This is a genomic window from Apilactobacillus micheneri, from assembly GCF_002993975.1.
Classification (GTDB): domain Bacteria; phylum Bacillota; class Bacilli; order Lactobacillales; family Lactobacillaceae; genus Apilactobacillus; species Apilactobacillus micheneri.
This window is the reverse complement of the sequence record NZ_POSO01000002.1, coordinates 78,596-92,434: the sequence shown is the minus strand read 5'-3', so window position 1 is coordinate 92,434 and position 13,839 is coordinate 78,596. Positions and strand designations below refer to the sequence as shown.

Below are 13,839 nucleotides of genomic sequence, written 5' to 3'. Positions count from 1 at the left end.
AAAGGAAGATGAGTTTAGCAAATTGAAAAATATATTCAAAAAAGGGTCAATATTAATGACTATGGTGTTAATGTTATTTACGACAATCCCCAGTAATCTGATCCATGCTGATTTGAAAAATAAATTACATAATAGTGCAAAATCTGTAGCAGCCATGGATTTAAAAAATAATAAATTTATTTATACCAAGAATGCAAATAAACGTTATGCAATTGCATCAACGACTAAATTAATGACCTTATATTTAACGATTAATAAAGTTAAACATGAACGAAATGGTTGGAACCATCGAATTAAAATTAGTAATAGTCTTAGCAAGATGAGCAAAAGTGCTGATTTAGGAAATGTTAAATTAGTTGCGGGAAGAAAATATACAGTGAGAACTTTGTATCGAGCTAGTTTAATTGCTTCTTCTAATCCATCAGCAATTACTTTAGGTAAATGGGTTGGCGGTTCCAATCACCATTTTATTAATATGATGAATGATCAAGCTAAAAAATGGCATATTAATCATCAAGCTCATTTTGTATCATCATCCGGTTTAGAGAATAATGATTTATATCGTTATGGCATCCGTTATGGAAAATATCATGATTATAATCGTGTCAGTGCCAAAGCCATTACTACCATTGCAGATCATTTATTGAAGTTATATCCTAATATTATCAATGATGCTAAACATCGGGTTGAATATATGGGTCATCAAAAAATGAAAAATGAAAATGAATTGTTAAAGGGTGGCTATAGTTATCATAAATATCTACATGTGGATGGGTTAAAAACAGGTTATACCCCGCTAGCAGGATACTGTTTGGTAAGTACTAGTAAATTACCCAATCATGATCATTTGATTTTGACGACCTTAAATGACAAACACGGTTCATATGATCAAGCTAAGATGATTCATATTATTCAAACCAATGTAGAAAGAGAGCGAAAATAATTTTATGAAGAAAAAATATCAAAATAAACTATATATGTTATTATCAATATCTTTGATGGTAATTGGATTCAACGTAGGCTTGAATTACTTTAATGTTAGTGCATCCAATACTACATATAATAAGCCTTATCATGCCAAAAAAGTTTTGTACCATACTAAGTACAATTACTATAAGGCACCTAATCAACAACATAAAGTAAGTTCAGCTAAACATGATTATAAAAAGAAATTTAAACTAACTAGAATTGCTAAAAGTAGTCCTAAAGTGACTTATGTAAAGACAAAAAAAGGATGGATTAATCATAATGCCTTTGCTCAATGGGTAACTGGCTTTGGTCATATGAATTATTCAATGCAGGTTAGTGGTCATAATGCAGATCTTTATAATCAGCCTAAAAATACTAAAGGTTATCGTAAACTAGCTACTACTGAATCATTAGGTTTACTCAATAAATGGGTTACTGTCAATGGACGTGCTGAAACTAATGCCAAAAAAGGTTACTACCGTTTCAATTATGATGGTCAAAATTATTATATTGCTGGTAAATATTTAAAATTTAATTTAAATGGTTTAACTGGTAATAATTACAAAATTGAAAAAGCTTTTAAAGCTGGTTACAAATTTTATGGAAAATCACCATACGCATGGGGAAAAGGTAGAACACTTTCAAGTGTTAAAGCCCATCATTTTGATTGTTCTTCATTTGTTCATTATATTTATTCCAAAGCAGGCATTCATTTAGGCTCAATGTCTAATGCAACTACTTTTAGTTTGCGTAACATGGGTAAACCGGTAAACTATAAGCATATGAAACGTGGTGATATCTTTTTCTTCAATGACAAATCTGAAGGTGCATTTTGCCATGTGGGCTTTTACTTAGGAAATGGTTTGTTTATGCATGATTCACCTTCTGCTGATACAGGTGGAGTGGGAATTTCATCATTAAAAGATCCACATTGGAGTTCAAGATTTAATCATACTGTTAGAAGAATTGTTTACTAATTTAAGTAGGTGATTGGAATGTTTCCTTATAAAATTGATAATGAGATTAGTTTAATTTTACCTAATCCAGAAAAACATGGACCTACCATGTTTAATTTAATAAAAGTGAATCGTTCGTATCTAGCTAAATGGCTACCTTGGGCCAATGATATGAAGTCAGTTAATGATGAATTGAATTTTTTGGATGCTAATTTAAAACAATATTTTGCTGAAAATTCATTGAACTTATTAATTCAATATTGTAATAAGTTAGTGGGCACCATTAGTTTCAATACGATTAATCATAATCGCAAACTGGCCGATATTGGTTACTGGATGGGTAAGAAATATTCAGGCCATAATATTATGCATCGCTGTGTTTTAGGAATACTATCAATTGGTTTTGAACATTATGGTTTAAATAAAATTATGATTAATGCAGCAGTCGATAATATTGCTAGTAATCATGTCGCTGAAAATTGTCATTTCCATTTAGATGGTGTTTTACGTGAACATGAATTATTATCAGATGGTTTTCATGATGAAAATACCTGGTCAATGTTGAAAAAAGAATACTAAATTGCTTTGTAACTAGTGAAAGTTTAATGTAGAATTTGAACCAAGAAAGGTGATTTTACGTTATGTTTAAAAAAATAAATATGTCCATCAAAGGGTGGATATTTGCAGTTGCTATATTTTTACTTGCTGTGTACTTTGGCTTTATTAATTTTCATTATTCAGCAGTAAAGGAAATTGAAGTGAACTTTTTATTTACTGACTTTGGCGTTTATTTTGAAGAATTAGCCATGGCAATTTTCTTCTTGGTTATTTATTTATTATTCTCATTAATTCCTTCTAGGAAATTCATGATGATTCCTAATTTATTTCTTCTAATGAGTGCTGGACAAAGTTTAGTGCAATTTTATTACACTTTGCCTCGTTTGAATATTTTAGGATCCATTGCTGAATTTATTATTACTGTATCTTTATTAGGAATGGCTTATGCATTTTCTGACGTTTCATTTGAAGTCATGGATAATTTAAATAATATTGAAGGCAAAAATCTATTTGAAAGATGGATGAATCAAGTTAACCAATCTTTACGTAAGCATTGGCCTATGCTTACTACCTTCATTTTGATGTATGCTATTTTTGTTACAATTACAAAGATTACAATAATATTGAAATAGTTCAAAAGGACGTTTATTTTAAATAAACGTCCTTTTGAGTATGTATTAAGATAATTATTAAATTATGAAAAAATAATTAAAAATCGATTTGTTTGATATTCAAAAACGATAGCGTTAAATTGAAATTGTTAGGTAATAATATTTCGATTTAATCGTTTTTTGCAACCTTTGATAAATATACTATTGCTTATTTACATCTTATTTATATCGACACATATCTATAATTGGTCAATTAATATTAAATAGGAGATGTTATATATGCAATATAATAAGCGTAATATTCAAAAAGTTAGTGACAAAAAGCTAATGAGAAAGGTTAAAAAACAATGGGTGGTTTTATCTGTTGCGGCATTTGCCTCATTAGGTGCTTCTGCATTTTGGATGCTCAATTCTGATGAAGTTAGTGCTAATGATGCTGATACTACACCACAAGCAGTTTCACACACCAACAATGCGAACTCTGTTGGTAGGCAAGCTCATGCCACACCTACAACTAACCAATTGACTACTGCTAATCCTAGTTCAGGTAATGGTAGTCAATCTACTGCAAATTTAGGTGATAATAAAACTGTAGGAGCCACACAACCAGTTAGTGGATCTGATAAAGCCCAAAGTGATTTTAATAATGGTAAAAAAGGCACTAGCAATACTAATAGTGATTATACAAATACTTATAGTAATTCAACACAAGGCTTTAAGGATGCAATGAAAAATGACCAAAAAAACATTGTACAAAGCCAAAATAACAATACACAAACAAATCCTAATCCTCAAAAATCAACCCAAGGATATCAAAATGGGGTTAACCAATATAATCAATATCGCAGTGCAATGAATGCTGGAGCTTCAGATGCTTATAATGGAACATCTAATCCAGCTTCTCAAATTTCTGATCAAGATAAGAATTATTACACAGCTGCTTATAATGGATCTAGTGATGCCAAGAAAGCTTATAATAATGCTACCCAAAATGAAGGTACTGATAATACAAGCTACACATCATATAATCAATGGTTAAAAGATAATGGTGGAAGTCAGACCGATACACCAAGTAATAATAATGCTAATGCCAAAGCATACAAAAACAATGTGGATTCTAATTACAATACTGCTAATAATGTTAGTGTAAAAACTAATAGTGGCAATATACAAGTAACTAATGGCGGTGATTTAAGTCAAGCCAGCAATCAAACAGTATATCAATCAAATAATAATTATCCTAATGACTCAGTTTATGCATTAGCATATCAATATGGATATAATTATTTCTTAGCAAATCAAGGAGCTGCTGATGCTAAATCAGGTAAGTGGAATGGTAAAAAATCAAATGGATATAATCCAAGCTCAACTTCTACCAACCTTATGATCAATCATATTTAGGAGCTCAAGCTGCTATTAATCAACAAGTTCAAAATACGCAAAGTGGTAATAGCAGTATTTCAATTACTCAATCTTCAGGGGTTAATAATGCCTTTTATCAAAGTGCATATAATGATGTAACTAATGATTCTAATCAAGGAATTGTATACATTCAAAATTTTAATCAAATGAATAATATCTTAACTAATAATATGAATGGGGTTACGGCATTAAAATTAGTTACAGATATTGGAACTACAGATTCTTCGTATCAGTATCCTGGGAATACAGATAAAATCAATTCTAGTAGATTAGATATTGATGGCCAAAATCATATTTTAGATACTGGAATGAAGAGTTATGAACTAACTCCTTCTAAGCCAGGTGTTAGTGTTATGGTTCATAACTTTAAGACTTTGTATGGTGAAAATTATTATGGACCATTTGGATTTGATAATTCAGGATCTGATGTTAATGCGAAGACCTATTCTTTAACATATGCTAATACTAATTATGTAGGGTCTAAATTAATTTCTTCATATGAAAGTAATGTTTATATTAACGGTAATGTTAATGTTAGTCAATTAGATGTTTATACATCACCATTTAATAATTCTGTTTCAACCCAAACTGATGGTTCTTATGGTAATGGTGGTAATTATCAACCTGGATTACAAGTTGGTAATATGACACTAGGTGCAAATTCTAATTATTTTGGTTCTTCTGCATCACAAACAGGATCTCAAAACATTCAAGTTAATGGTAAATTAACTCTTGGTAAAAATTCTAATATGACATTGGTACCGACTGGTGCTGCTGAAGGACAAGATAGTCCTGACCATGTTAATAATTATGGTGTATATTTAAAATCATCAAATTCTTCACTTAACGTTAACGAAGGATCATCATTAAATATATTTTTAAATAATTCTTATGGAAACAAAGTTTCAGGTATTTATAATAATGGTACTATTACTACTAATGGTGGAAAGATTAATGCAGAATCTAATTCATCTTTTAGTAACAATACTAATCAAATGATTTATTCTAATGGTGAAATAGATGCTACAAATGGTGGAAAAATTAATATCAAAGTTTCAGGATTAGGAACAACTAATTCTAGCGGTATAATTAATAATAAAAATAATATGAATATTTCTAACCGTGGAAATTTAAACGTTCAAGATATGGATAATAGTGGTGGAGCTGTTACCTTAGTCGGCGGTAAACCTATTAATGTATATAATGTTGGATCTGATGGTGTTAGTTTAATTAATAATAACAATGCTGGAAGCCAATTTGTCAATGGTGGTATCAATGGCTATACAGTGGTCGTTTCTGATAATAAAGATAACTCTAATGCTAATGCATACTATAGTGTTAAATTAAATGCTAATGGTAATGGTAGTGGAACCAATAAAGATGGTCAGACTTCTGATGTAAAAACTAATACTAATACTTTGTATATTAACAGTGTGCCATCAGTTTCATTTGTCGGTCCTGTCTACACTAGTCAAGAAAATGGTAAAACAGTTATTCATGCTTATGCCAAAATCGACCAATATAGTAAAGATGCTAAACAATTATATATTCAATATGCATCTGGTAATGGTAATACTAGCTATCAACAGTTAACGCCATTTGCTGGTCAAACTATTCAAAATAAATATTCTGGCATTGATACAAATGGTTATTATGTTGGCCAAGATGTTAGTGATAACACTGGTTTAATACCATTGAACTTTACAGTGCCTGATGGTACTAGTGCTTCTAATTATGGAATTAGATTAAGATATGGTGTTAGTGGTGTTAATGCAGTAGTTTCTAATAACAATGATGGAACACAATCCTATACCACTAATAACGAAGGATATTCCAAAGATGCAAGTGGAAATTATGTAGAAAATGATGTTCAAGCTGCATCTGGAAATGTAAGTAAAATTAATAATGGATTTAGTGATGGAATATCAGATGCAGAGTCTGGTAATGATAATGCTAAAAACCCAGCCAGCTATCAAAAAGATTTAGACTATACTAATGCTTATGACAATGCCAAGGCTGGTTATAAACAATATTTAGACAACCCTAAAGGTACAGTAAATGTTCCTAATAATGCAACTGATCCAAGTGCATTTAGTCAAGGTTATGATAAAGCTAAAAATGAGTATCAAGATGGTTACAATAATTCAGTTAATAATTATAATGTAAAATCTCAACCCAATCCAAGTGCAACAGTTGCTCAAAAAGCTGGTTTTAATAAAGGTCAAGAAGCAGTTCAAGGCATTCAAGATGCTCAAAATAAACCTGGTCAAGGTGATTCTTATCAAGGTACTGATGATCAAAAAGATGCCTATCAAGCGGCATCAGCTGCTATTCAAGATGGGATGAATAATAAAGCTCAGCCTAATGATTTAAATTCTAAATCACAAGCTTACCAGGCTGCTTATAAAAAAGCATATGCAGATTCACAAGCACAAGCTCAAAAGATTGCCAAAAATGGTGGCAAAACAGATGGAATTGATTTAACTCCTGCCCAACAAGCAGCTCAACAACAAGTTCAAAATAAGATGAATCAAGCTACTACCGATGCTGCTAGCAATGATCATAGTAAAGATAATAACTATGAAGGCAATACTAATGTAGATAACACTTATAAGGGTGCTCAAGATGGTTTTGCTAATGGAGGTACTGGAGCTCCTAAATCAGGTGATCAAACATATATAAATGCATTTAATAATGCTCAAGCTAAAGCTAAGGCTGCTGCAGCAGCAGGGGCAAGTCAATATACCAATGGACAAACGAATAAAACAACGGAAAGTACTGCTGCTGAAAAAGCAGCCGATAATTATGGGTATCAACAAGCTCAAAAAGGATATGAAGCAGCCAAAATGAATCAAGCTGACAATCAAAACAATGATCCATCATATCAAGCTGGAGTCAAAATGAATACCGATGTTAATAACGGTGCTAATGATGCTAATAATGCAACTTCTAAGGATCCTAATTATGCCAATAATCATAATACAGCTCAAACAGCTGGATATAATGGAACCTTAGATGGTGGACAAGCCGGGATGAATGGTGATCCTTTACCTGCTGATTTGGATACAAAACCACAAGCTTATCAAGATGCTTATAAAAAAGCACATACCAATGGTGAAAACATTGCAGCTCAAATAGCTGCGGGGACAGTTAAACCTAATACATTAAGTCCTGCCCAACAAGCTGCATATAATAATTCACCACAAGCTGTGGCAAAAGCTAGTGATGCTGCTAAGAATCCAAGTACTGACAGTGACAACCAATATAATGGAACTGATAATGCATCAAGAGCATATCAAGCTGCCAAAGCCGGATATGAAAATGGTGGTACTAATACAATGTCACAGGCTCAACAAAAGGATCCTATTTACAGTAAAGCATTCAGTGATGCTCAAAAATCAGCTCAAGCTGCAGCACAAAAAGGTGCTCAAAATTATGTAAATGGTAGCAATACTAACAATCCAAATGAGCAAACTGTTGCTGAAAAAGCAGCCAATAATTATGGGTATCAACAAGCCCAAAAGGGATATGAAGCAGCTAAAACTAATCAAGCTGACAATCAAAACAATGATCCATCATATCAAGCTGGAGTTAAAATGAATACTGATGTTAATAACGGTGCTAGTGATGCTAACAATGCAACTTCTAAGGATCCCAATTATGCCAATAATCATAATGCAGCTCAAACAGCTGGATATAATGGAACCTTAGATGGTGGACAAGCTGGGATGAATGGCGATCCTGTACCTGCTGATTTGAATACAAAACCACAGGCTTATCAAGATGCTTATAATAAAGCCTATCAAGATTCTCAACAAAAAGCTCAACAAATTGCCGAGGCTATTGCTAAGGGTGATACGGTTGATACTAGCAAGCTAACACCTGCTCAAAAACAAGCATATCAAGCTGCACAAACTGCTATTGATAACGCTAAATCAGCAGCTGCAGATAATAATCCATCAACTAACGATAGTAAATATAATGGAACTGATAATGCATCAAGAGCATACAAAGCTGCCAAAGCCGGATATGAAAATGGTGGTACTAATACAATGTCACCTAATGAACAAAATGATCCTATTTACAGTAAAGCATTCAGTGATGCACAAAAAGCTGCTCAAGCTGCCGCCAAAAATGGTGCTCAAAACTATGCAAATGGCAACAACACCAACATTCCAACTGAAAATACACAAGCTGAAAAAGCTGCTGATGCATATGGCTATCAACAAGCTCAAGCTGGTTATGATGCTCAAAGAACAGGACATGTTGATAATAATAAAAACAATACGGATCCATCATATCAAGCTGGAGTTCAAGTTGCTAAAGATGTAAGTAAAGGTTCACAAGAGGCCGCTCAATCTAATAATGCTGATTCTAATGCTCCATCTACTGGTAGCAGTGCTGAAAAGGATGCTTATCAAGCTACTAAAGAAGCCTATCAAGCTGCTATGAATGGAACCGGTGAACCTGGTAATAGCGATAAATCACAAGCATATCGTGATGCTTATGATAGTGCTTATCAAGATGCTAAGAAACAGGCCGATGCTATCAATAATGGTAATATCACATCTGATCGTTTGACTCCAGGTCAAAAGGCAGCATATGATCAAGCCCAAAATGCAATGAATACGGCAATTGATGATGCTAAAAATAATCCGGATACTAATAATGATAAGTATAATGGCACTGATAATGCATCAAAAGCTTATCAAGCTGCTAAAGCTGGTTATGCTAATGCCGGCAATAATACTATGGATCCTAAATATGCTGATGATCCAGTATATAGGAATGAATTTAATCAAGCTCAAAGTGATGCTAAAGCCCAAGCTGCAAAAGCGGTTAAAGATTTTGCTGACGGCAAAGGCAATAGCAATGTAAACGGTAAAGATGCTTTGAGTAAAGCTTATACTCAAGGTTACAATGCAATGGAAGCTGGATATAATGCTAATCCTGCTGATCCATCAAATAATGATCCATCATATCAAGCCGGGGTTCAAATGGCAAAAGATGCTAAGGCAGGAACTACGGATGCTTATGATAATCCTAAACAAGGTTCTTCATATCAAGGTAGTTTAGCAAAGCAAGAAGCTTATCAAGCAACTGTTGAAGCCAATCAAGCTGCTTCATCTGGGAAGCCTATGTCTAAACCTGATCCTAGTGATTTCACTAGAAATTCTAGAGCTTATCAAGATGCATACAAGCAAGCATATAATCACGCCGAACAAATGACTAAAGCTGCTGCGGCAGGTCAGATTGATAAAAATAATCTTGACAATCAATTAGATAGAGATTCATATAATCAAGGAATTAATGCTTCGCAAGCAGGTTATCAAGCTGCTCAATCTGGTGATTCAAGTAATGATTCTAAATATAATGGTAAAGGAATTGCTGATTTAGCATATCAAGGAGCTCATGATGGTTTTAATAATGGGACTAAAGACTCAGGAAGTCCTGCTAGCGAAGATCCAGTTTACTTAAATGCATATAATAATGCTCATGATGCTGCTCGTAAGTATGCTAAGAGTGGTGCTCAAGACTTTGCTCAAGGAAAATTTAAGAATTCAGGTGCTACTGATCCTGATGAAAATGATGATCCAAATAAACAAGATGCTTTAAATAAAGCTCATGATTACGGATATAATCAAGCTCAAAAAGGTTACGATGACCAACAGGCTAATAAGGACAAAGATTTAACTAACAATGGTACTCCTGAATATAATGTTGGTGCCAAAATGGCTCGTGATAGTAATCTAGGTAAACAATTTGCTTTAACTGGTACGGGAGATAGTATAGCTAATAGTGATATTGCTCAACGTGATGGTTATCAAGCTACAATTAGTGGTTACCAAGATGGTGCTAATGGTCATAAGCAAAACGTAGATGGACATTCACAAGCATACAAAGATGCATATGAACAAGCTTATGAAAACGGTCAAAAGTTAGCACAACAAGGTGCATCTGGTAAGACCGGTGATAACGACTTATTAAAAAACAATGTACCTGGCCAAAAGGCTTATGCACAAGGTATTAGTGATGCTAATAACGGTTATCAAGCTGCAGCAAGCCAAAATGGTATTAACGATGATGGTCAGCATAATGATACAAATAACAGTAATACTGATAAAGCTTATCAAGGAGCCCTTGCTGGATTTAAAGATGGTGGTAATGGTGTAAAACAACCAAATAATAGTGATCCAGTTTATACAAAGGCCTACAATGATGCTAACCAAGTTGCTCAATCAGCTATTCAAGCTGGAGTAAATGAATTTGCTCATGGTGATGACAGTAGCACTACTAATGGACGTAATGATCCAATTAGCATGGCTCATAATGAAGGATTTGACCAAGCAAAACAAGGTTATCAAGCTCAAATGAGTGGTAAAGCTGATCCATCTAATAACAACCCAGGTTATCTTGCTGGTGTTAAAATGGCTGATCAATATCAAAAAGCTATTGATAATACCAATAATAATCCAGGACAAGATGGCAACAATGATCCGGTTAGCCAAGCTACTCGTGCTGGTACTTTAGCTGGTTATTCTGATAGCATTCATAATGCTAAGGAATCTAATATTCCTAGTCAATATCAAAATCAAAGTAAAGCCTATCAAGATGCTTATACTAAAGCTCATCAAGAAGCCATTAATAATCTAAAAGCTGGTGCTGAAGCATTCAATAATGATAATGTTGCACCAACTGGTAATGACATTACATCGATGGCTAAAGAACAAGGATTTGCTGCTGCTCAAGATGCATATAAGAAGGCTCAACAAAACTCAACAGTTACTCCTCAAAGTACAGATGGTAGTAACTATAGTGAAACCTATAATGGAGCTTCTACTGCTTTCAATAATGCTTTGAATGGTAACTATGATCAACCATATTCAAGTTCAGATGTTTACAATTCAGCATATAATAAAGCTATGAAAGAAGCTAAACAATTAATTAGTGATGCTGCAATGAATAGTATCAAGAATCAAAAAGGTACTAGTATCAGTAGTCTATCTAATGATATGATTTCTCAATTATCTAACTTAGGTTTGAATGATGCTTCTAAAGCTTATCAAGCTGCTCAAAATCAAGAACCATCATATACTTCTAAAGATCCTAATGCTATAGATGTTTATAATGGTGCTAAAGCAGCTCTTGATGATATTAATAATGGACATGCTAATGCAAATCGTAATGGTAGTCCTTTATATCAAGCTAGTTATGATAAGGCATTGCAAGATGCTCAATCATTTGCTCAAAAGGGTGCTGATGGATATTCCAATGGTCAAAAAGTTAATGATGTCCTTAATGGAATAAATAATCCAACTGCAGCTGAAAAAGCTGCAATTCAGAATGGTTATAATCAAGCTAATGCTGGTCATGATGATTCAATGAATGGAATTCAAGAACCTAAGCAAGATAACCCATATTATAATTATGAATTTAATAATTCAGCCAAATCAACTAGAGATGGTGCTCAAGCCGCTATGAATGATGCTACTCAAGGTCCTCAACGTAATGGTGACAATAAATTGGATCAAGCATACAATGGAACCGTTGATGCATATAAAGATGCCGGTCAATCATCTCGTGATATCAGTCATATGCCAATGGCTTATCGAGATGCATACAAGCAAGCTCAAGCTGATGCTCAAAAAGCATATGAAAATGGTGTTAACCAATTTAATAATGATCAACCCAATGATCAAGCTAACAATCATGGAGCTGCTTCAATTGCTCATAATAATGGTTATCAAGCCGCTCAATCTATTTATAATCAAGTATTGCAAGATCCAAAATCAGTTGATCCAAGCAACTTAAATCCTGCTCAAAAAGTGGGCTATGATAAAGCTCAACAATCAATTGCAGGATTGCAAGATTATGCTAGTGGTAAGCAGCCTACAAGTACTGATAACAATTATATGTCTGCTTATAATGCCGCAAAGCAGGCCACTCAAGCCGCTATGAATGATGCTAAAAATGGTAAACCTGCTCAAGCTAATAATGTTCCTAGTGGCATGAATCCACAATTATATAACGATGTTTATAACGCTACTTATAGTGGATATAACAATGGTTTTGGCGGCAATAGTAATAAGTCGAACCAAGGTTTCGCTTATAATATTGCATATCAAAATGCTTATAAACAAGGTCAATATGATATTCCAGTTGTTCCTATGCCACAAAAGAAAAATGCTAATAAGCCAAATCGCAATAGCAATAAAGCAGCTAAGAATTATGCTAATGTTGATCAAAATACCAACAAAGGAATTCTTGATGCTATCAATGGTCACAAGATGAAGTTCGGTTCAACTAGACCATATAAGGATGGATATAACTTAGGTAAAGAAGCATTAAAAGGGATGCGTGCTGCTGAATATGGTAGAAAAGGTAAGCAACATATTAAGAATGCTAAAGATTCATTCTACATGTTTGGCTACAATGGTTATAAGAATGGGGTTCGTGCAGCAAAACGTACTTTGAAGGCTAATAAACGTTTAAGCAAACATGACTTAGCTGGTAAATCTCAAGCTTATATCTACACATTTAAGCAAGGATTGAAAGCTGAAAGACGTCATCAACATAATCTAGGGTACAAACAAGGAGTCGCAATGGCTAAGAAAGTTCATGCTATTCCAGCTAGATTATCAATGACCCATTCAGCTCAATACGTTGAATCTTACATCAAAGCATACAAACGTACGATGAAGCACAACATGCCAAAGTATGTTTACAATGTTCGTACGATTTTCGTTCATAAACAATTAAGATTTACAAATAAGAATCGTGTCGTTCGTTATGTCAAGATGCCAAGAAATCAAGCTAAGTTATTAAGAGTTACAGGCATTGCTTATTATAAGAATGGCACTCCAAGATATCGTGTCGTTGGTGGCGGAATGGTTGCCGACAAACGTGGTACTGGAATTGTTGCCGCTAATGATAGTATCGTGAATGCTTACTACCGTCACAACTTTAATTACTTTAGAGTAATCAAACCAAAGGGAACTTTGACTTATAAAGGGATGAAGTTTGTTAAAGATAATGCTTCACACAAGGTTTACCATGGTGAAATCTTTAAGGTTGATAAGGTTGTTAGATATCATGGCTTAACTAGATTTTATCTTGGACATGGTCAATATATAACAAGCAATAAGACCATTGTTCAAAAGGTTGGCTAATATTTAATAGAAAAGCAGGATAACTTAAAAGTTATCCTGCTTTTTTATTGTCTTTTTTTGTGCCATTTTCTTGACAGTTTGTGTACAAGATTGTTGATATATCAACATATGTGGTTATGAGCTAATACTTTTACATGTTTATGATTGAGTGAT

6 protein-coding genes are annotated in these 13,839 nt (G+C 33.6%); all 6 read left to right on the top strand.

What is annotated here, in order from left to right:
• Positions 1-22 precede the first annotated feature (22 nt).
• The 6 genes from C7N41_RS02375 (at position 23) to C7N41_RS02350 (ending at position 13,686) form a co-directional block, all read left to right on the top strand.
• The gene (locus C7N41_RS02375; protein ID WP_140925696.1) at positions 23-943 is read left to right on the top strand and encodes a D-alanyl-D-alanine carboxypeptidase family protein; all 921 of its coding nucleotides are present in this window, start codon (positions 23-25) and stop codon (positions 941-943) included.
• Between the two features lie 4 nt (positions 944-947).
• Entirely contained in the window at positions 948-1,946 is a 999-nt protein-coding gene (locus tag C7N41_RS02370) for a C40 family peptidase (RefSeq protein WP_105964143.1), read from the top strand.
• An 18-nt stretch (positions 1,947-1,964) separates the two neighbouring features.
• Complete coding sequence (locus tag C7N41_RS02365; RefSeq protein ID WP_105964142.1) at positions 1,965-2,504, top strand: GNAT family N-acetyltransferase; 540 nt, start codon at positions 1,965-1,967, stop codon at positions 2,502-2,504.
• A 62-nt stretch (positions 2,505-2,566) separates the two neighbouring features.
• Complete coding sequence (locus tag C7N41_RS02360) at positions 2,567-3,115, top strand: hypothetical protein (RefSeq protein ID WP_105964141.1); 549 nt, start codon at positions 2,567-2,569, stop codon at positions 3,113-3,115.
• A 258-nt stretch (positions 3,116-3,373) separates the two neighbouring features.
• On the top strand, positions 3,374-4,495 hold the full coding sequence (locus C7N41_RS02355) for a hypothetical protein (RefSeq protein ID WP_105964140.1): 1,122 nt from the start codon (positions 3,374-3,376) through the stop codon (positions 4,493-4,495).
• 167 nt (positions 4,496-4,662) lie between these two features.
• Positions 4,663-13,686, top strand: coding sequence for a DUF5776 domain-containing protein (locus C7N41_RS02350; RefSeq protein ID WP_105964139.1), 9,024 nt, complete (start codon positions 4,663-4,665; stop codon positions 13,684-13,686).
• The last annotated feature ends 153 nt before the right edge of the window (positions 13,687-13,839 follow it).